Consider the following 22,329-nt stretch of genomic DNA (forward strand, 5'->3'; position numbering starts at 1 on the left):
AATCATCAACAAGCAGTCCGGACAACACAGGATCCGCTTCAACCAAGCCATCCGATACCGATGATCACACTTCACACATAGTGCGCTTCGACCCTGCTGACGGGAACGCGCCTACTCAATCAACCGTGAAAACCGGCACTCTCGCCGCTCCCCCGCAACAGAACCCAGTGCGCGAGGGCTTCCGGTTCGACGGGTGGACGCTTGACGGCCAGCCCTTCGACTTACAGACCCCCATCCTCCAGGACACGACCCTGAAAGCCCAGTGGTCGAAGACCACGGACTGGACGCTGAGCCCGGACCACGGGCCCGCCACCGGCGCCCGGCTGACCATCAGCCCGCCCAGCCCGCAGGAACCCTACTATGTCAGCGTCCAAACCGCAGGAGACCAGATTGTCGGCCTGACCGGCGACGGCCGCATCTACACATGGCCGCAAGGTGGCACACCCAAACAGGTTCCCTCCCCCGCGCAGACTCCTGCCGGGTTCCACTACCTGCAGGCCACGGTCGGCAGCCGATCGCAGGCCGCATTAGGATCCGACCAGCAGCTCTACACCTGGAACAGCCAACAAGCGACACCCGTGATCCTCGACACCAGCCAGAGCAGCAGGTTCACCAGCATCAGCATGAACGATGACCGGCTCCTGGCCGTGGACCGGCAGGGACAGGTCCACGCCTTCCAAGACAGCCAGACCGGCAGCCAGAATCCGCACCAGAAGCCCGTCGAGCAAACCACAACCAGGCTGCCGGGGCAGGCGCAGGCCGTCCTCGCCGCAGCCTCCGCCAGCCGGATCCTCGCCCTGGACGCAGACGGGCAAGCCTGGACCTGGGACAAGAACAACACCGGAAAAGCCGAACCCGCACGCATCAAACAGCAGCCCGGCATGCGCACCGTCCAAGCCCAAGCCCTCAACCAGGGGTTTCTCCTTCTGAACGCGGACGGGCAAGCCCGGTACCTGGCCAACACCGCAGCCGATTCCACTGCCGTCAAGCTGCCAGAAGGCATGAAAGCCAGCTCGGCCGCCACCAACAATGACCAGGCCATGATCGTCGGCACGAACGGCCGCCTCTGGGCCTGGAAGCCCGGCGAAGCGCCCATGCGCACGGACAACGGGAACCAGCAGTTTGTGCAGGCAACAGCTGCAGGCAACAGGATCATTGCTATCAGCAGGCAGGGCCACATATACAGGTGGAGCCTGGACGAGCAGGGTCAGCCCGGCAAGCCAGCCAGACTCGACACCAGCACCTCCCCCATCCTGGAATCAGCCAGCATGGACGGCCAGCCACTCACGCTCGGCAAAAATGAGAGATCATGGCAGGTGGAAATCCCCGCACACAAACCGGGACTAGCCACCATCACCATCGCCGGCAGGCAGGACGGCCAGCCCTTCACCAGAAGCCTCAACTACACGGTCGACCAGCCGCTGACACGAGTCGACCAGCAGGGCACGACCCACACCGTCACCTTCAATGCGGACGGAGGAAGCCCCGAACCCGCAGCCCAGACTGTCTCCGCCCCATACGGCAGGGTGAAGCGCCCCACCCCCGACCCGGCACGCGACGGCTTCCAGTTCGACGGATGGTTCATAGGCGAAGTCGCCTACGACTTCAGCAAGCCCGTCACCAAGGACCTCGCCCTGACCGCCAAGTGGACCGAAAGCGGGAACGACAAGTGGAGCATCAGCCCTGACAAGGGCAGTCAACTGGGCAACGAATCCACCACTATCGCCCCGCCAAACACCAGCCGGGGCATCAGGTTCAGTCAGATCAGCGGATCAAAATACGACGGTTATTACTCCTATGGTTTTTCCTTGGCTGTGGGCAGCGACGGGAACGCCTACGCATGGGGAAACAACGAATATGGCCAGCTCGGCGACGGGACGAAAACCAACCGGACCACACCGGTCATGGTGAAGATGCCCGATCGCAAAACGTATCCTGACCTGCCGGCGGACTTCACCTATGTGCAGGTCAGTGCCGGATACTATCATTCCCTGGCCGTGGGCAGCGATGGATACGCCTACGCATGGGGAAACAACGACAATGGCCAGCTCGGCGATAAGACCAGCGGCGGGTATTCGACTGTCCCTGTGCGCGTGCGCGACCCCGACAGCCCCTACGATAAGAGTAAAGGACTGCAAGCCGTACAGGTGAGCTGTGGAACCTATCATTCGCTGGCCGTGGGCGCCGACGGGAACACCTACGCGTGGGGATACAACAGCTCTGGTCAGCTCGGCGACGGGACGAGCAACAACTATCGGTATACGCCGGTCAGGGTGAAGACGCCCGATCGCAAAACGTATCCTGACCTGCCGGCGGACTTCACATACGTGCAGGTCAGTGCCGGATACGAGCACTCGCTAGCCGTGGGCAGCGACGGATACGCCTACGCATGGGGAAACAACGAATATGGCCGGCTTGGCAACAATAGCAACGATTACTATGCAGATTCGTCTGTTCCTGTGCGCGTACGCGACCCCGCCAACCCCACCGATACGAGTAAAGGACTGCAAGCCGTACAGGTGAGCTGTGGAACCTATCATTCGTTGGCCGTGGGCAGCGACGGATACGCCTACGCATGGGGAGACAGCAGCAATGGCTCCCTCGGCAACAACAGCAGCGTTCATTATCCGAATCCTGTTCCTTTGCGCGTGCACGACCCCGCCAACCCCTACGATACGAGCAAAGGACTGCAAGCCGTACAAGTGAGCGGCGGATACTATCATTCACTGGCCGTTGGCAGCGACGGATACGCCTACGCCTGGGGATACAACGCCTTTGGCCAGCTTGGCAACAGCACCAGCAACTCTTCAACTGTTCCTGTGCACGTGCGCGACCCCGCCAACCCCACCGACTCGAGCAAAGGACTAAAAGCCACACAGTTCATTGCCGGAGACCATCATTCGCTGGCTGTGAGCCCAAACGGATACACATACGCCTGCGGATACAACGCCTTTGGCCAGATCGGCGACCGCTCCACCTATAATGCATATGTTCCTGTGCCGGTGGTGTTCAACCTGCAGCTGGTGATCACCGGCGTCAAATTCGACCGGACTGTCGTATCAGGCCTGTCGCATGGCAATGACAACAGTGTCAGCGTGCTCACACCTGCACACGTGCCGGGCACGGTCACAGTCAGTGTGGACTACACGCTGGGCGGCATACACCAGAAGCCCGATACTTCCCTCAGATATACATATCTGCCTGCAGGCGTGCTCCCAAGGGCCGGCGGGGAGGGCATCCTGCTCGCCCTGGCCACCGGTTTGACCGGCATGGGCGGGGTCCTGGCCTCGCGCCGCCACAGGAGGGAACGGCACAGGCTACTGCATACTTCGCACGAGTAAGACAGGCCGGAGGCGGATCAATCCCCCCACCCCCGGCTTACAACGGGGGCGCACGAAGGAATGCCGCATACAAGGCTCATCCCCAAGGGAGCCGGCACTCCTCCCGCGCCCCCACCACCACACTACTGTCGACTGCCGCTGACAGGAGTCGACAGCAGGCATGCATGCCCCCGTCTCCGCCCTCGAAAGGGAAACTCGGGCACGCCGACCAGGGGGCTTGGACCCCAAGTCCGCTTGGGCTTCATCTGTGCTCCCAGTTCCGGATGATCGCCAGAAACACACGCTTTTGCTCAACCAAACAATTCATTGTCATCGGTGACCGGCTTGGCCCGTGTGTGTTGTCTGCAGGCTGGGTGGTAGGGTGAAAAGCGGGGGATGTCGCAAAGACAACCGGCCTCGGCCATGATTCGCATAATCTGTTGCGCGGACTGGTATTGAGCAACGGGCGGCTTTCCGACAAGAAGAACTTTATTATGCAAGCGGCGTTGATTCCGCTTGGTGTTTGGTGAAGGGGTTTTGGTTTCATGCATCTGGTTTCCCGTCTGCGTCGCATCATGGCGATGATGACCGTCCTGCTAAGCCTGCTGGCAGGCCTGGGCGTCGCATCCGCACAGGCGGACGCTCCCATACTCACCGGGGGGGGGGGGTCGTCAGACCCCTCGCGTAGCTGACGGAACCCCCGGCACTCTCCCCAGCAACGCAACCAGCACACCACTTCCCACACCCTCACCAATACAAACCACCACACCATTAAACCCCACGTCAGGCACTCCGTCATCACCTATGGGAAACCCTGACAGCGCAGGCTCCGCTCCTGCTAAACCAGCCGAAAAAACAGATACTCAGGCTTCGCACATAGTGCGCTTCGACCCGGCCGACGGCAGCAAGCCAACACAGTCAACCGTGAAAACCGGCACCCTCGCCGCTCCCCCGCAACAGAATCCTGTGCGTGATGGCTTTCTATTCGACGGATGGACTTACGACGGCCAGCCCTTTGACTTCCAGACCCCCATCCTTAAGAGCACGACCCTGAAAGCCCAGTGGACTAACGTCACAGACTGGACGCTGAGCCCGGACCACGGCCCTGCTTCCGGCGCACGAGTGACCATCAGTTCACCCGGTAGACAAGAGCCACGTTTCAGCAATATACAGGCCGCAGGAGAGCAGACAGTCGGCCTGACTGGCGACGGCCGCATCTACACCTGGACACAAGACAACACACCCAAGCAGGTTCCTCTCCCCGACCAGTCTCCCGACGGGTTCCGCTATCTGCAGGCCGCAGCCGGCAGCCAATGGCAGGCCGCATTGGGCTCCGACCAGCACATCTACACCTGGACCAGGCAACAGACTGAACCCATAACTCTCAACACCAGCACGAACACCCAATTCACGAGCATCAGCATGAACGACGAGCGTCTCTTGGCAGTGGACCGACAAGGTCGGGTCCATGCACTCCAAACCGGCCAGACAAGCAGCCAGAACCTGAACCCGAAACTCACCGAGCCGGCCACGACCAGACTGCCCGGACAGGCACAAGCCGTCCTCGCCGTCGCATCCACCAGCTGTACCCTCATCGTGGACGCGGACAGGCAAGCCTGGACCTGGGACACGAGCAACACCGGAAGAGCCGAGCCCGAACGCATCAAGCAGGACCCGGGCATACACATCAGCCAAGCCCGGGCTCTCAGCCAGGGGTTCCTCCTCCTGGACGCGGACGGGCGCGTCTATCATCTGGCCGACAACATGACCAGTCTTACAGCCGTCAATCTGCCAGAAGGCATGAAAGCCAGCAGGATCACCGCCAACAAGGACCAGGCCATCATCGTCGGCAAGGACGGCCAGGTCTGGGCCTGGAAGCCGGGCGAAGCGCCCAAGCGCGCGGACAATGAGAATCAGTTGTACGTGCAAGCTGCAAGCACTGACAGTAGGATCATCGCCCTCAGCACGAAAGGCGACATGTTCACCTGGAGCCTGGATAAGCAGGGCCAGCCCGGCAAACCGGCCAGACTGGACACCGCACAGGCGCCCACTCTGGAATCAGCCAGCATAGACGGCCAAGCATTGGCGCTCAGCAGGAACAACGATTCATGGCAGGCGGACATGCCCACCCACCAGCCCGGACCAGCCGCCATCACCATCACCGGCAGGCAGGACGGGCAGCCCTTCACCAGGAGCCTTATGTACACGGTCGACCAGACGCTGACCAGAGGCGCCGAACCAAGATCCACACTCACAGTCCGATTCGACACAGACGGCGGAAACCCCGAACCAGCAGACCAGCAATTCTCCACCCCGAACAGCAGGGTGAGGAGGCCCTCCCCCGACCCGGCGCGCCAAGGCTTCCTGTTCGACGGGTGGTTCATCGGGCAGGCCGCCTACGATTTCAGCAAGCCCGTCGACAAGGACCTGACCCTGACCGCCCACTGGTCGCCCGCAGGCCGGAACAGCACGTGGAGCATCAGCCCCGACAAGGGCAGCCAGCTGGGCAAGGAATCCACCACCATCACCCCGCCTGACAGCGCCAGCCGGGGCATCAGATTCAATCAGGTCAGCGGATCAGAAAACCAAGGTGACAGTCCCTATAATTTTTCCTTGGCTGTAGACAGCGACGGGAACGCCTACGCCTGGGGAAACAACCAGTATGGCCAGCTCGGCGACGGGACAACCTCCTATCGGACTACGCCGGTCATGGTGGGAAATCCTGACCGCGAGACGTATCCGGATCTGCCACAGGATTTCACCTACGTGCAGGTCAGCGCCGGACAATATCATTCACTGGCCCTGGGCAGCGACGGCAACACCTACGCATGGGGACGGAACGACTATGGCCAGCTCGGCGACGGGACAACCACCGAACGGCATACGCCGGTCAGGATCAACAAGCCTGAAGGCACGCCTGCGGATTTCACCTACGTGCAGGTCAGCGCCGGATGGTATCATTCGCTGGCCCTGGGCAGCGACGGCAACGCCTACGCGTGGGGATACAACGGCAATGGCCAGCTCGGCAACGGGACGGGCACTCAACGGAATACACCGGTCAGAGTGAAGACACCCGACCGCAACACGTACCCGGACCTGCCCACGGACTTCACCTACCTGCAGGTCAGCGCCGGATGCACTCATTCGCTGGCTGTGGGCAGCGACGGATACGCCTACGCCTGGGGAAACAACAGCGATGGCCAGCTCGGCAAGAACACCACCAGGAATTCGTCTCTTCCTGTGCGCGTGCGCGACCCCGCCAACCCCACCGACAAGAGCAAAGGACTGAAAGCCGTGCAAGTCAGCGCCGGATTCCATCACTCGCTAGCCATGGGCACGGACGGGAACGCCTACGCCTGGGGAGCCAACGGCTATGGCCAGCTCGGCGACGGCAGCACAGACAGCAAGTCGGCTCCTGTGCCGGTGTCGTTCAACCTGCAGCTGGTGATCACCGGCGTCAGATTCGACAGCAATGCCGGCACGAACCTGACCCGCGGCGATAGTAATAGCGTGACTGTGCTCACGCCCGCGCACCAGCCGGGCACGGTCACCGTCAGCGTCGACTACACGCTGGGCGGCGCACCCCAAAACCCGGACACCTCCCTCCGATACACGTACCTGCCCGCAGGCGTGCTCCCCAAGGCAGGCGGGGAAGGCATCCTGCTCGCCCTGGCCACCGGCATGACCGGCATGGGCGGGGTCCTGGCCTCACGCCGCCACCGGAGAGAACAACACCAACTGTCACATGCTTCGCACGAGTAAGAGCGGCCGGGCGGCGTATCAATCCCCCCGCCCCCGGCCCATCAAGGGGGAGCAGGGAGGAAAAGTGCCACTTAAAGGCTCAAACCCCAAGAGAGCCGACACATCCTCCCGCGCCCCCACCACACTTCTGCCTGTGGGGATACAGGCAGACCTCTCTTGTTTCCGCCCAGGAAGGAAGATGAACACAGCAGGGCAGGCAATAGGGCTTGCAACTCGAGCCGGCCCGGACGCTGTCCGTGTTCCTGTTCTCAAATAACGCTGTCAACAACGACTCTTCTTGACCGAGAGGATCACTGCCGCCAAGCAACTACCTCTGGTTCGTGTGTTGTCTACTGACCGGGTGGTAGGGTGAAAAACAGGGGATATCGAGAAGACAGCTGGCTTCCGTCACAGCTTGTGCAATCCGATGCAGGGCTGGCGTTGACAGATAGAACTTTAATAGGCAGCGGTGTTGATACCGCTTGATGTTTGGTGAAGGGGTTTTGGTTTCATGCATGTGGTTTCCCGTCTGCGTCACATCCTGGCGATGACGACCGTCCTGATCAGCCTGCTGGCAGGCCTGGGCGTCGCATCCGCCCAGGCGGACGCTCCCATACTCACCGGGGGGGGGGGGTCGTCAGACCCCTCGCGTAGCTAAGCAAACCCCCGCCACTGTCCCCAGCAACGCAACCAGCACACCACTACCTATACAAGCCACCCCACTGTTAAGCTCAGCAGCGCCGAGTCCAAGCACTCCGTCAACGTCGACGAACAATATAGACAGCACAGAACCAGCTCCTGACAAACCAAATAATAAAACGGATGGTCAAGCCGCACATATGGTGCGTTTCGACCCGGCCGACGGCAGCAAGCCAACACAAGCGATCATGAAGACCGGCACACTCGCCACTCCCCCGCAACACAATCCTCAACGTGATGGCTTCAGGTTCGACGGATGGACACGTGACGGCCAGCCTTATGACTTCCAGGATCCGATCCTCCAGGACACGACACTGACAGCCAAATGGAGCAAGGCTACGGACTGGCGGCTGAGCCCGGACCATGGGCCCGCCTCCGGCGCCCTGCTGACCATCACCCCGCCCGACAGGCAGGAACCCTATTACACGGGCATCCGCACGGCAGGAGACCAAACCGTCGGCGTGACCGGCGACGGCCGCATATACACATGGAAGCAAGGCAACACGCCACAACAGGTTCCTACCCCCGCCCAAGCATCCGGCGGGTTCCGCTACCTGCAGGCCGCAGCCGGCAGCCACTGGCAGGCCGCGCTCGGATCCGACCAGCACATCTACACCTGGGCCAGCCAACAGCTCGTACCCACGCTCCTCCACACCGGACAGGATGCCGAGTTCACCAGCATCAGCATGAACGGCGACCTGCTCCTGGCCGTGGACCGGCAGGGACAGGTACACGCCTATCAAGCAATACAGGCCGACAGCCAAAACCCGAACCCGAAACCCGCAGCACAGGAAGCCATCAGCCTGCCCGGTCAGGCGCAAGCCGTCCTCGCCGTCACATCCGGCAGCCGAATCCTCATCGTGGACACAGACGGGCAGGCCTGGACCCGGGAGACGAACAACACCGGAAAAGCCAAACCAGAACCCATCAAACAGGAACCGGGCACGCGCATCGTCCAAGCCCAAGCCCTCAACCAAGGAGTCCTTCTCCTAGACGCGGACGGACAGGCCTATCACCTGGCTAACAGCAAGACCAGCCTTACAGCCGTCAACCTGTCAGAAAGCATGAAAGCTCGCTCGATTGCCACTAACCATAGCCGGGCCGTCATCACCGACACAGATGGCCGCCTATGGGTCTGGCAGACCGGCGATAAACCCATGCGCGCAGACAAGGGAAGCCAGCCCTACACACAGGCCGCCGCTACAAGTGACAGAATCATCGCCTTGGACAGGCAGGGCTACATGTTCACGTGGAGCTTGGACGAGCAGGGCCAGCCCGGCAAACCGACAAGGATCAACGCCACCGTGACGTCCACCCTGGAATCAGCCAGCATGGACGGCCAAACATTGACACTCAGCAAGAAAGATAACTCCTGGCAGACGGAAGCTCCAGCCCATAAGCCGGGACCAGCCGCCATCACACTCGCCGGTAGACAAGACGGCCAGCCCTTCACCAGGAGCCTCAGCTACACGGTCGATCAGACACTGACCAGAGACGACCTGCAAAGATCCACTTATAAAGTCACTTTTAATGCGGACGGAGGAAACCCCGAACCAGCAGATCAGAATTTCTCCACCCCAAACAGCAGAGTGAAGCGGCCCTCCCCCGACCCGACGCGCGAAGGCTATCTGTTCGACGGATGGTTCACCGGCGAAGTCGCCTACGACTTCAGCAGGCCCGTCACCGAAAACCTCACCATCACCGCCAAATGGACCTTCAAAGACCCTAACAACACGTGGAGCATCAGCCCCGATAAGGGCAGCCAGCTGGGCAACGAGTCCACCATCATCACCCCGCCTGACATCACCAGGCGAAACATCAGGTTCAGCCAGGTCAGCGGATCAAAAAACGACAGTAGTACTACCTATGGTTTTTCCTTGGCTGTGGGCAGCGACGGGAACGCCTACGCATGGGGAGACAACAGGTATGGCCAGCTCGGCGACGGGACGACCACCGAGCGGCATACGCCGGTCAGGGTGAGAACACCTGACCGCGAGACGTATCCGGACCTGCCTGCGGATTTCACCTACGTGCAGGTCAGCGCCGGAAGCTATTACTCGTTGGCCTTGGGCAGTGACGGATACGTGTACGCCTGGGGATACAACCACTATGGCCAGCTCGGCAACAAGACCAAGTCCGATTCGTCAAAACCAATACGCGTGCGCGACCCCGCCAACCCTGATGACGAGAGCAAAGGACTGCAAGCCACCCAGGTGAGCGCCGGATACTCTCATTCGCTAGCCGTGGGCAGCGACGGATACGCCTACGCCTGGGGATACAACGAATATGGCAAGCTCGGCAACAACACCAGCGATGATTTGTCTGATGTTCCCGTGCAAGTGCGCGACCCTGCTGACGTAAGCAAAGGACTGCAAGCCACCCAGGTGGATGCCGGATGGCGGCATTCGCTGGCCATCGGGACTGACGGATACGCCTACGCCTGGGGATACAACAAAAATGGCCAGCTCGGCAACGGGAAGACCAGCAGCACTAACGCGAACCCTGTTCCTGTGCACGTGCGCGACCCCGCCAACCCTGATGACGAGAGCAAAGGACTGCAAGCCACACAGGTGAGCGCCGGATACTCTCATTCGCTAGCCGTGGGCAGCGACGGATACGCCTACGCCTGGGGATTCGACTACTGTGGCCAGCTCGGAAATAACAGCACAACGGATTCGACTGTTCCTGTGCACGTGCGCGACCCCGCCAACCCTGATGACGAGAGCAAAGGACTGCAAGCCACACAGGTGGACGGTGGATACGAGCATTCATTGGCCCTGGGCAGCGACGGATACGCCTACGCCTGGGGAGAGAACGATAAGGGCCAGCTCGGGAACAATACAACCAGCGGCTACTATTACCCTGTAAAGGTGCTCGCCTCCGAACAGTCCACAAGCAAGGCCGGCCCCTGGCTGCACGCCGTGCGAATAATCGCCGGTGACCAGCATTCGCTGGCCATCGACACGGACGGGAACACCAAAGCATGGGGACGCAACGACTCTGGTCGACTCGGCGACGGCACCACAAACAACAAGTCGGCTCCTGTGCCGGTGGTGTTTAACCTGCAGCTGGTGATCACCGGCGTCAGATTCGACCAGACCCCCGTATCAGGCCTGACACGCGGCGATGACGGCATCGTCACCGTGCTCACGCCCGAACACCTGCCGGGCACGGTCACGGTCAGCGTCGACTACACATTGGTTGGCGCAACCCAAAAGCCGGACACCTCCCTCAGATACACGTACCTGCCTGCAGGCACTCTTCCTGAGGCGGGCGGGGAAGGCATCCTGCTCATCCTGGCGGCAGGCACAATGGGCATAGGCGGGGTGCTAGCATCCAGCCGCCACCGGAGAGAACGACACCAGCTGCTTCACGCTTCGCACGAGTAAGACAGGCCGGTCGGCGTATCAATCCCCCCGCCCCCGGCCGATACAGGGGGAAGCAGGGAGGAACGTGCCACGTAAGGTTCAACCCCAAGAGAGCCGACACCCCTCCCGCGCCCCCACCACACTTCCGCTTGCCGAAGTTCAAGGCATGCATGCACACTCGCATTCAGGCGAAGAGAGAAAAACGGCTAGGCCGACACAGGGATCTTGCAGCCTCAGTTAGGCCAGCCGCTGTTCATGCTCCCTGCACCTTCATAATTTGGTAAGCAGCCGCCCTTATTTAGACGCCGGGGTCAATGTCGCCGAACGGCTGACTCTAACTTGTGTGTTGTCTGTGGGTCGGGTGGTAGGGTGAAAAGCGGGGGATGTCGAAAAGACAACAGGCTTCTGTCAGGATCCGCGCAATCTGTTGCACGGTCTGACCTTGAGCATTGGGCAACTTTCCGACAGGAAAACGTTAAGGCTATAGGCAGGCGGTTCTGATACCGCTTGGTGTTTGGTGAAGGGGTTTTGGTTTCATGCATCTGGTTTCCCGTCTGCGTCGCATCACGGCGATGACGACCGTCCTGCTGGGCCTGCTGGCAGGCCTGGGCGTCGCATCCGCCCAGGCGGACGCTCCCATACTCACCGGGGGGGGGGGGGTCGTCAGACCCCTCGCGTAGCTGACGGAACCCCCGGCACCCTCCCCAGCAACGCAACCAGCACACCACTACCCACACCATCACCGATACAAACCACCACACCATTAAGCACCACGCCAGGTACCCCATCATCGACGACGAGAACACCTGACAGCGCAGACTCCGCTCCAGCTAAGTCAACAGAGAAGACGGACGATCAAGCCACACGCACAGTGCGCTTCGACCCTGCCGACGGCAGCAAGCCAACACAATCAACCGTGCAAACTGGCACTCTTGCCGCTTCCCCGGAAAAGAACCCGCAACGTGAAAGCTTCCGCTTCGACGGATGGACATACGACGGCCAGCCTTTCAACTTCCAGACCCCAATCCTCCAAGACACAACCCTGAAAGCCCAGTGGACGAAGATCACAGACTGGACACTGAGCCCGGACCACGGGCCCGCCTCCGGCGCAAGGCTAACCATCAACCCGCCCAACCAGCAGGAACCTTACTACGTCAGTGTCCAAGCCGCAGGAGACCAGGTTGTGAGCCTAACCGGCGACGGCCGCATCTACACATGGACGAAAGACAGCACACCCAAACAGGTCCCCTCACCCGCCCAGGCTCCCGACGGTTTCCACTACCTGCAGGCCACAGCCGGCAGCCAACGGCAAGCCGCACTTGGATCCGACCAGCACATCTACACCTGGACCAGCCAACAATCAACGCCCGCCATCCTCGGCACCGGCCAGGATGCCGTGTTCACCAGCGTCAACATTAACGACGACAGGCTCTTGGCGGTGGACCGGCAGGGACAGGTCCACGCCTTCCAGGCCAGCCAGAAAGACAGTCAGAACACGAAGCCTGACGAGCAGGCTACGCTCAACCTGCCCGGAAAGGCGCAGGCCGTCACCGCCGGCGCCTCAGCCAGCCGTATCCTCGCCCTGGACGCTGACGGGCAGGCATGGACCTGGGACGCAGGCAAGACCGGAAGCGTCAAACCCGAACGCGTCAAGCAGGACCCGGGCACGCGCCTCATCCAAGCACAAGCCCTCAGCAAGGGATTCCTTCTATTGGATTCAAAAAAACAGGCCCGGTACCTGGCCGACAGCACAACCAGTCCCACAGCCGCCGGCTTGCCGGACGGGGTGCAAGCCAGACATATCACCGCCAACAAGGACCAGGCCATCATCACTGACGAGGACGGCCACGTCTGGGCCTGGAAGCCCGGCAAGGCACCCATCCGCGCAGATAACAGGAGACAGGCCTACGTGCAGGCCACCGCTGCCGGCAACAAGATCACCGCCATTGACAGTAAGGGCAGCATATTCACGTGGAATCAGGACACCCAAGGCAATCAAGGCAAGCCAGCAAGAATCGACACCACGCACGCACCCACCCTGGAATCAGCCAGCATGGACGGGCAAGCATTGACACTCAACAAGAAAGACGACTCCTGGCAGGCGGACATACCCGCCAGCCATCCAGGGCAGACCACTATTCACATCGCCGGCAGCCAGGACGGCCAGTCCTTCACCAAAAGCCTCGGCTACACGGTCGACCAGGCACTGACCAGAGAGGTCCAACAGGGCTCCGCCTACACGGTCCATTTCAACACGGGCGAAGGAGGCCCGACCCCCCAGGACCAGAGCATCCAGCCAGTCTACGGCAGGGTCCAGCGACCCTCCCCCGACCCGACGCGCGAAGGCTACCAGTTCGACGGATGGTTCACCGGCGAAGTCGCCTACGACTTCAGCAAACCCATCACCCAGAACCTCATCCTCACCGCCAAATGGACGCCAGAAAACGCAAGCAACACGTGGAAGATCAGTCCCAATAAAGGCAGCCAGCTGGGCAAGCAACAGACCACCATCACCCCACCAGCAACGAGAAGCGGCATCAGGTTCAACCAGGTCAGCAGCGGAGGGTACACCATTGGTGATCTGACGGGGTATTCGCTGGCTGTGGGCAGTGACGGGAACGCCTACGCATGGGGCAACAACAAGTTCGGCCAGCTCGGCAACGGTACGACCGCCCAGCGGAACACGCCCGTCCCGGTGCCAAAGCCTGCAGGCGCGCCCGCGGATTTCACCTACGTGCAGGCCTATGCCGGAGGCTATCATTCGCTGGCCATCGGCAGCGACGGGTACGTGTACGCCTGGGGGCTCAACGACCACGGGCAGCTCGGCAACAACACCAAGTCCAATTCATCAACACCCGTGCGCGTGCACGGGCCCGGCAACACCGGCGAAGGGCTGAAAGCGATTCAAGTCGCCGCAGGAGCCTGGAACTCCATGGCATTGGGCGCCGACGGCACCGTATACACCTGGGGCAGCATATCCAAACAAGTCGGTGATGACTACTCGAGCCCGCAGACTGTCCCATCTGCGGTCAAGGACCCTTCGGATGCCAGCGGCGTCTTCCACGCCGTGCAGATCAGCACAAGCTGGTCCTTCGACATGGCCATCGGCCAGGACGGGTACGCGTACACCTGGGGCTACAACTTCCTGGGCCAGATCGGCAACAACACCAACGACAATAGTTTCCACCCCACGCCCAGCCGCGTGTTTGCCACCGGCAAGTCCACGGCTGCGGCAGGCCCCTGGCTGAAAGCCGTCCAAGTGAGCGCCGGAAGCTGGTTCGCATTGGCTATCGACGAGGACGGGAACACCTGGGCATGGGGACAGAATACGTATGGCGCACTCGGCAACGGCACCAGCACCGGGAGTGATCAAATTCCGAATCCTCTTCCCGTGCGAGTGCGATACCCCGCGAATGCGGGCACAGTGATAGCCAGGCAAATCAGCGCCAGAGGTCGACATTCGCTTGCACTTGACAAGGAGGGGAACGCCTGGGCATGGGGATGGAACTCCTATGGTCAGCTCGGCGACGGCACCACGAACAATCGGACTATCCCGGTGAAGGTGCTAGCGTCCGCGCAGTCCACAAGCTCGGCCGGCCCCTGGCTGCAAGCCGTGCAAATCAGCGCGGGCTACCATTGTTCATTAGCGATCAGCATAGACGGGAACGCAAAAGCCTGGGGACGGAACTTGTATGGCCAGCTCGGCGACGACACCACAAACAGCAAGTCGGCTCCTGTGCCGGTGTCGTTCAACCTGGCTCTGGTGATCACCGGCGTCAGGTTCGACCAGACCCCCGCATCAGGGCTGACGCGCGGCGACGGCGGCAGCGTGAGCGTGTTCACGCCCGCGCACCAGCCGGGCATGGTCACGGTCAGCGTGGACTACACGCTGGGCGGCACACCCCAAACGCCGGACACTACCCTCAGGTACACATACCTGCCAGCAGGCGTGCTCCCCAAGGCAGGCGGGGAAGGCATCCTGCTCGCCCTGGCCACCGGCATGACCGGCATGGGCGGAGTGCTGGCATCCCGCCGCCACCGGAGGGAACAACACCAACTGTCACACGCTTCGCACGAGTAAGAACGGCCGGGCGGCGTATCAATCCCCCCGCCCCCGGCCCACATAGGGGGAGCAGGGAGGAAACGTGCCACTGAAGGCTCAAACCCCAAGTGAGCCGACACTTCCCTCCCGCGCCCCCACCACACTCCGTCCATCCCGCCAAGGATGGACGGCACATCAGGAGAGGGGGCAACCGCCATGGCGGGATACGGGCATGCAACCACCCCGCTATGGCGGCCACCCCCGCCTGATTCCAACCAGAGCAAACACCTGTTATATGGCCAAACCGGCCATGTAGAATTGAACAAGACGACCATCCCGCCATAGACGGGAAGACAAGGAGGAGCAGATGGCTTTCAACGGGAATCCGCGGCCGCAGGCCCCATACGGTCAGTACACACAACAGCCTATGCCGACCATGCAGAGCGGTGAGCCCTACGGCATGGGCTCGCCCATCGACACCAGCGCAGCATACAGCTTTGAAAAGGCGGAGCGGGTCTCCATGTCCCGCGCCTATGCGGAGATGGCCGTCGGCCTGCTGGTCACCGCCCTGACGGCCTACCTGACCGCCCGGACCGGACTGCTCCTGGCCTTCATGCAGGCCACGGGCGCCCTGGGCTGGATCGGCATGGCCGTGGTCCAGGTGGCCTTCGCCATGATTCTGAGCTTCCGGGTTATGCGCATGCGCACCTCCACCGCCCGGGTCATGTTCTACCTCTATGCGGCCCTGATGGGCTTCACCCTGAGCACCATCTTCATGACCTACTCACTGCCCTCCATCATGCTGACCCTGGTAATCACCGCAGGCTTCTTCTTCGTCCTCAGCATGCTGGCGCTGACCACACGGCGCAACATGCTGGGCATGGGTTCCATCTTCATGGCCGGCCTGCTCATGCTGATCCTGGTCGAGGTGGTCATGCTCTTCGTGGCCCCCTCCAACACGGCCCTGCGCGTGGTCTCGGCCATCGGCATCATCCTCTTCGCCGGCCTGACCATGTATGACGCCCAGCAGACCAGGGTCATCTTCGCCACCTACCGCAGCCAGGGGCCGGAGGCCATCAAGCGGGTCTCCATCCTCTGCGCCCTCAACCTCTACCTGGACTTCGTCAACCTCTTCCTCTACATCCTGAATCTGGTCGGCGACCGCAACTGACAAAAAGAAAATCCCCGCCCCTGGCATTGGTGGCGGGGATTTTTGTATCTTCAGGCCTCCTGGTCGGCCCTGGCCAGCAACCCGCGCAGCACGTACTGCAGGATGCCGCCGTTGCGGTAGTACTCGGCCTCGCCAGGAGTGTCGATGCGCACCTTGGCCGCAAACTCCACCCTGCTGCCGTCGGGCCGCTGGGCCCGTACCTGGACCTGCTCGGGCAGGGAGTTGTTCAGAGCATCAATGCCAACCAGGTCATAGGTCTCCTGGCCGTCCAGCCCCAGGCTCTGGGCCGACTGACCCGCCGGGAACTCCAGCGGCAGCACACCCATGCCGATCAGGTTGCTGCGGTGAATGCGCTCGAAGGACCTGGCGATGACGGCCCGCACGCCCAGCATCCTTGTGCCCTTGGCCGCCCAGTCCCTGGAGGAGCCCGTGCCGTACTCGCTGCCGGCCAGCACCACCAGGGGCGTGCCCTGCCTGGCATAGTCCTGCGCCGCCTCGAAGATGGTCGTCTCCTGGCCGTTCAGGAAGTCGTAGGTGAACCCTCCCGGCCGCACGTCCAGCCCCACCGAGGCCAGCAGCTGGTTGCGCAGGCGGATGTTGCCGAAGGTGCCCCGGACCATGACCTCATGGTTGCCGCGCCGGGAGCCGTAGGAGTTGAAGTCCCTGGGGGCTATGCCGTGCTCCTGCAGGTAGCGGCCGGCCGGTGCGTCGGCCTTGATGGCCCCTGCGGGCGAGATGTGGTCGGTGGTGACCGAATCCCCCAGCAGGGCCAGCACCCGGGCCCCGTGGATGTCCTCCAGTGGGTCGGGCTGGGCCTTCATGCCGTCGAAGAAGGTCTGGCGGCGGATGTAGGTGGAATCCTGGTCCCAGTGGAAGAGCTCGCCCTCCGGCACCTCCAGCTTCCGCCAGCGCTCGTCCCCGCCGAAGACATCCGCATAGTCGCGCAGGTACATGTCCCGGTCCAGGGCGGTGCCCACCACGGACTCGATGGCCTCCTGGGAGGGCCAGATGTCCGCCAGCATGACCGGCTTGCCCTGGCTGTCCCGGCCCAGGGGGTCGCGCCAGGGGTCGAAGTCCATGGTGCCGGCCAGAGCGTAGGCCACCACCAGGGGCGGCGAGGCCAGGTAGTTCATCTTCACATCCGGGCTGATGCGGCCCTCGAAGTTCCTGTTGCCCGAGAGCACGGCCGTCACCGTCAGGTCGTGGTCGGCGATGGCCTGGTGGATGGCCGGGTCCAGGGGTCCGGAGTTGCCGATGCAGGTGGTGCAGCCGTAGCCGACCAGCTCGAAGCCCAGGGCGTCCAGGTCCTTGCTCAGGCCGGTCCGGTTCAGATAGTCCGTCACCACCTGGGAGCCGGGAGCCAGCGAGGTCTTGACCCAGGGCTTGGGCTTGAGGCCCCGGGCGCGCGCCTGGCGGGCCAGCAGACCGGCGGCCACCATGACCGAGGGGTTGGAGGTGTTGGTGCATGAGGTGATGGCCGCGATGACCACATCCCCGTCCCGCAGGCTGAACTCGCTGCCGTCGGCCTTCTTGACTGGCACAGCCTCGCCCTTGTCCCTGTCCTGGTCGCTGTAATCCTTGAAGTCCCGATGGAAGGTCTGCTGGGCCTGGTCCAGCAGGATGCGGTCCTGGGGCCGGCGGGGGCCGGCGATGGACGGCCGCACCGTGGACAGGTCCAGCTCCAGCACCTGGGAATACTCGGGCTCAGGGCAGTCGGCATCCTCCGGGTCCATCCACAGCCCGTTGGCCTTGGCATAGGCCTCCACCAGGCGCACATGCTCGTCGCTGCGGCCGGTCAGACGCAGGTAGTCCAGGGTGATTCGGTCGATGGGGAAGATGGCGCAGGTGGAGCCGAACTCGGGGCTCATGTTGCCCAGGGTGGCCCGGTTGGCCAGGGGGACCTGGGCCAGGCCCTTGCCGTGGAACTCCACAAACCGGCCCACCACGCCCACCTCGCGCAGCATCTGGGTCACGGTCAGCACCACGTCGGTGGCGGTGACCCCCTCGGGGATGGATCCGGTCAGCTTGAAGCCCAGGACCTGGGGCACCAGCATGGAGATGGGCTGGCCCAGCATGGCAGCCTCGGCCTCGATGCCGCCCACGCCCCAGCCCAGCACGCCCAGGCCGTTGACCATGGTGGTGTGGGAGTCGGTGCCCACGCAGGAGTCCGGGTAGACCAGGGCCGGCCCCTCCCCTTGGGTCCTGTCCCTGCGCATGACCACCTGGGCCAGGTACTCCAGGTTGACCTGGTGGATGATGCCGGTGCCCGGGGGCACGACGCGGAAGTTTTGGAAGGCCTGCTGGCTCCAGCGCAGGAAGCGGTAGCGCTCACTGTTGCGCCGGTATTCCATGTCCATGTTGTGTTCCAGGGCGCCGGGCACGCCCGAGCTGTCCACCTGGACGGAGTGGTCGATGACCATCTGCGCGGGGATGAGCGGGTTGACCAGGGAGGGGTCGTCGCCCAGGGCCTTGACGGCATCGCGCATGGTGGCCAGGTCGACCATGCAGGGCACGCCGGTGAAGTCCTGCATGAGCACCCGGGCGGGACTGTACTGGATCTCCCTGTCGGGCTGGGCCTTGGGGTCCCAGTCCAGAAGCTGGTCCAGCTGGTCCCGGGTCACCGTGGTCCCGTTCTGGTGCCGCAGCAGATTCTCGGCCAGGATGCGCAGGCTGTAGGGCAGGTGGTCGATGCCCGGCAGGTCGCTGATCCGGTAGTATTCGAACTCCTCGGAGCCCACCTTGAGCTTGGAACGACCTGCATCTTGTGCGGATTCTGACATGCACCACCCCTTCCTTGGACGCTCGGGCCCTGCCCTGGCGCCCATGTGGACCGGCGGCGGGAGGACCCCAGGCCGTCAGTGACGCTTATCTGTGCTTGTGAGGTTCATTCTTAGCGCCCATGTGTTACCTGACGGATGTAACGTGCGCATGCCGGATAGCCCAGGACGGCCAGGACCATGAGCAGGGCACCCGCCAGGGCGAAGGCCACGGTGGCGGCCAGGGCAGGACCGGTGGGCAGGCTGATGGCGAAGAACCGCGCCACCATGGGAATCAGGGCCCCGATCACCCCGGCTGCGGCGAAGCAGAGGACCAGCAGGCCCCTCCAGGAGCGCAGGGGCCGGGCCACCTGGGTCAGGACCAGCACGCCCATGCAGAAGAGGACGATGGCGCAGACCGAACGCCAACGCCCCAGGTCGCCGGGCCGGGCCAGGTCCAGGCCCAGCAGGCCGGGCAGGCTCCAGGCCGCCGCCAGCACAATCAAGGCCGTGGCGATGCCCGAGGGCAGGGCGAAGGCGACCACACGCTTGAGGAAGCCGGGCCGGTAGCGCCTGGTGTTGGGGGCCAGCGCCAGGAAGAAGGCCGGTGTGCCGATGGTCAGGGCGCCGATGTAGGTGATGTGCCGGGGCAGGTAGGGGAAGGGGATGCCGGTCAGGACCACGCCCAGGGAGATCAGGGCCGAGTAGACGGTCTTGACCAGGAAGAGGCCGGCCACACGCTCCATGTTGGCCATGACCTGCCGGCCCCGGGCCACCACGTCAGGCAAGTGGGAGAAACGCGAATCCACCAGGACCAGCTGGGCCACGGCCTTGGTGGCGGCCGCCGCATTGCCCATGGCGATGCCCAGGTCCGCCTCCTTCAGGGCCAGGGAGTCGTTGACCCCGTCGCCGGTCATGGCCACCGTGTGACCCTTCAGGTGCAGGGCCTGGACGATGGCCTTCTTCTGGTCGGGCAGGACCCGGCCCAGCACGTCCACGTCCTCCAGCACCTCGGCCAGGGCTGCGGTGTCCTCGGGCAGCTGCCGGGCATCCATGGCCCGGGGCGCCCGGTCGCCGGTCAGGCCCACCTTGTTGGCGATGGCCGCCACCGTGGCCGGGTTGTCGCCCGAGATGACCCGGCAGCGCACGCCCTGCTGGCGGAACCAGGCCAGGGTCTCGGCAGCGTCGTCGCGGATGTGCTCCGAGCAGGTGATCAGGGCCAGGGGCTTCAGGTTCCCGGGCAGGTCGGGGCTGCTGGTGAAGTAGTCGGGCCGGTCGGTGCTCGGGTACCCGTCGGGGGCGGCCAGCATCAGCACCCGGTAGCCGCGGTCGGCCAGGTCGGCCACCTGCTGGTCCACCTGGGGCCAGCTGCCCGCCTGGGATGCCAGGAGCACCTCCGGGGCGCCGAAGTACCAGATTCTGCCGGACTGGTCGGCCACGGCGCTCCACTTGCGGGCTGATGAGAAGGGCAGGCGGCTGACGGCCCTGCCCGGGTGCAGGTCCTCCATCCCCTTGAGGATGGCACGGCCGGTGGCGTTGGGGCTCTCCTCCGCGCAGACGTCCACCAGGGCCTGCCGCAGCTGCTGGACCGGCAGGTCCTCGGCCAGCGGATGCAGGTCGTCGTAGACGATGCCCCCGTCGGTGATGGTGCCGGTCTTGTCCAGGTTCAGGGCATCCACCCGGGCAAGGGTCTCCACGGACTCCATCTGCTGGACCAACGTTTGATGCCGGGCCAGGCGGATGGCGGCCAGGGCGAAGTTCAGGGAGGTCAAGAGGACCAGACCCTCGGGGATCATGCCCACGACCCCGGCCACGGCGGACACCACGGCCTGCCGCCAGGCTCCGGTGGCCAGGGCAGTCTGGAAGCCGCCCACGGTCCGCATCTGTGTGAAGATGAGCAGCAGGCAGAGGGGAATGACCACCACGGTCATGACCTTGAGGATGGTGTTGATGCCCTCGTTCAGGTCGGAGTGGACCTTCTTGTAGACCTTGGCCTTGGCCGTCAGCGTGGCGGCGTAGGAGTCGGCGCCCACGGCGGTCACCTGGGCCAGGGCCATGCCCGAGACAGCCGTGGAGCCCGAGTAGACCTGGTCCCCCGGCTTGTGCTTGACCGTGCGCGATTCGCCGGTCAGCATGGACTCGTCCAGCTCCAGGCCGTAGGTGTCGATGATCTGCGCGTCGGCGGGCACCTGGTCCCCGGAGCGGATCCAGAGCAGATCCCCCTTGACGATGGCATCGTGGGGCACGGTCAGGTTGCGCCCATCCCTGCGCACCGTATAGTCGGAGGCCACCAGGATGGACAGCCCGTCCAGGGTGTGCTTGGCCTTGAGTTCGGTGGCCACGCCGATGCCGGTGTTGATGATGATGATCAGGCCGAAGACCGCGTCCTTCCACTGCCCGGTCAGCAGAACCACCACCATGGCGGTCAGGATGATGCCGTTGAAGAGGGTGAAGACGTTGTCGCGGATGATCTGGCCCAGGCTGCGGGAGGTTTGGTCCTGGGAGACGTTGACCAGGCCCTGTGCCTTCAGCCGCTCCACCTCCTGGGAGCTCAGCCCCGGCCGGTCGGTCTCCGGAAAGCCTGTGTCCGCCGTTGTGCTCATCCTTGGCCCCCCTCTCAGTCGGCGCTCAGGCGCACGGCCATGATCCTGGCATGCGGTCCGTCGTCCACAATGGTCTGCAGGGCGTCGGCCAGCAGGGGCGCGTGCGGATGCCCGGCAGGACCCACCGGATGGACCGTAGCCGCATAGTAGAGCCTACCCGGGTCAGGGGTCCAAGCCTTGGCGCTTTGAGCGAACTCTACCACAGGGATGCCCGCCTTCCGGGCTGCCTTCAAGGCGGGGGTCCAGTCGCCGGCGCCGGGCCGACGGATCAGAATCAGGCTGACTCCGCGGTTGACGGCATCCTGCACCCCATCCTGCTGATCGCTGGTGGACTGCGCCGAGGAGAAATAGCCCTTCATGCGCTCGGCCTTCAAGGATGCCAGGATGCGGCTGTCCAGACCGGCATCCGGGTCTTTTTCGCCCTTCTGCGGGCAGCCAATCAAAGCCACGAGCGTGTCGGAGCGATCCACGCCGTCGTGGGGCACGGTGCCCTCGTGCCAGGAGTCGCCCACGGCCCTGTCCTTGGGGGCGCATCCGGTCAGCGTGGGCAGGCCTGCCAGCAGGGCGACCGCCAGCAGCAGACCAGCCAGCCGCCTGACCACTGCCAAGACCCGCCCGGTGCGGCTCAT

12 protein-coding genes are annotated in these 22,329 nt (G+C 63.4%); 8 read left to right on the forward strand and 4 right to left on the reverse strand.

Going from position 1 to position 22,329, the window contains the following annotated elements; all coding sequences use genetic code 11:
- Nucleotides 1–125: 125 nt before the first annotated feature.
- Nucleotides 126–3,341, forward strand: coding sequence for an RCC1 domain-containing protein (locus tag H3T92_RS04900; protein WP_332460644.1), 3,216 nt, complete (start codon nucleotides 126–128; stop codon nucleotides 3,339–3,341).
- Nucleotides 3,342–3,631: 290 nt separating this feature from the next.
- On the opposite strand, the gene H3T92_RS04905 is transcribed toward H3T92_RS04900, so the two are convergent.
- Nucleotides 3,632–3,871 (reverse strand): hypothetical protein, encoded by a 240-nt coding sequence (locus H3T92_RS04905; protein WP_198189471.1) that lies wholly within the window; start codon nucleotides 3,869–3,871, stop codon nucleotides 3,632–3,634.
- On the opposite strand from H3T92_RS04905, the gene H3T92_RS04910 reads away from it, so the two are divergent.
- The 7 genes from H3T92_RS04910 (at nucleotide 3,866) to H3T92_RS04935 (ending at nucleotide 16,341) form a co-directional block, all read left to right on the forward strand.
- Nucleotides 3,866–4,012, forward strand: coding sequence for a hypothetical protein (locus tag H3T92_RS04910; RefSeq protein WP_198189472.1), 147 nt, complete (start codon nucleotides 3,866–3,868; stop codon nucleotides 4,010–4,012). The two genes, H3T92_RS04905 and H3T92_RS04910, sit on opposite strands and share 6 nt — an antisense overlap.
- Before the next feature lie 112 nt (nucleotides 4,013–4,124).
- Entirely contained in the window at nucleotides 4,125–7,082 is a 2,958-nt protein-coding gene (locus H3T92_RS04915; protein ID WP_232350340.1) for an InlB B-repeat-containing protein, read from the forward strand.
- 490 nt (nucleotides 7,083–7,572) lie between these two features.
- Nucleotides 7,573–7,719, forward strand: coding sequence for a hypothetical protein (locus H3T92_RS08205; protein ID WP_232350341.1), 147 nt, complete (start codon nucleotides 7,573–7,575; stop codon nucleotides 7,717–7,719).
- A gap of 181 nt (nucleotides 7,720–7,900) precedes the next feature.
- A complete protein-coding gene (locus H3T92_RS04920) occupies nucleotides 7,901–11,149 on the forward strand; it encodes an RCC1 domain-containing protein (RefSeq protein ID WP_232341933.1) in 3,249 nt (1,082 codons plus the stop codon).
- A 515-nt stretch (nucleotides 11,150–11,664) separates the two neighbouring features.
- Nucleotides 11,665–11,808, forward strand: coding sequence for a hypothetical protein (locus H3T92_RS04925; protein ID WP_198189473.1), 144 nt, complete (start codon nucleotides 11,665–11,667; stop codon nucleotides 11,806–11,808).
- Nucleotides 11,809–12,044: 236 nt separating this feature from the next.
- Nucleotides 12,045–15,209 (forward strand): RCC1 domain-containing protein, encoded by a 3,165-nt coding sequence (locus tag H3T92_RS08320; RefSeq protein ID WP_332460633.1) that lies wholly within the window; start codon nucleotides 12,045–12,047, stop codon nucleotides 15,207–15,209.
- A 328-nt stretch (nucleotides 15,210–15,537) separates the two neighbouring features.
- Nucleotides 15,538–16,341 (forward strand): Bax inhibitor-1/YccA family protein, encoded by an 804-nt coding sequence (locus H3T92_RS04935; protein ID WP_198189475.1) that lies wholly within the window; start codon nucleotides 15,538–15,540, stop codon nucleotides 16,339–16,341.
- Nucleotides 16,342–16,391: 50 nt separating this feature from the next.
- On the opposite strand, the gene acnA is transcribed toward H3T92_RS04935, so the two are convergent.
- The 3 genes from acnA to H3T92_RS04950 form a co-directional block, all read right to left on the reverse strand.
- On the reverse strand, nucleotides 16,392–19,121 hold the full coding sequence (gene acnA / locus H3T92_RS04940; RefSeq protein ID WP_198189476.1) for an aconitate hydratase AcnA: 2,730 nt from the start codon (nucleotides 19,119–19,121) through the stop codon (nucleotides 16,392–16,394).
- A gap of 110 nt (nucleotides 19,122–19,231) precedes the next feature.
- Nucleotides 19,232–21,700 carry an HAD-IC family P-type ATPase gene (locus tag H3T92_RS04945; RefSeq protein ID WP_198189477.1) on the reverse strand — a complete coding sequence of 823 codons (2,469 nt, stop codon included), beginning with the start codon at nucleotides 21,698–21,700 and terminating at the stop codon, nucleotides 19,232–19,234.
- A 14-nt stretch (nucleotides 21,701–21,714) separates the two neighbouring features.
- Nucleotides 21,715–22,329: a substrate-binding domain-containing protein gene (locus H3T92_RS04950; RefSeq protein WP_198189478.1), complete on the reverse strand. Its 615-nt coding sequence runs from the start codon at nucleotides 22,327–22,329 to the stop codon at nucleotides 21,715–21,717.

The sequence above is a fragment of the Bifidobacterium sp. W8112 genome, from assembly GCF_016101425.1.
Lineage (GTDB): Bacteria > Actinomycetota > Actinomycetes > Actinomycetales > Bifidobacteriaceae > Bombiscardovia > Bombiscardovia apousia.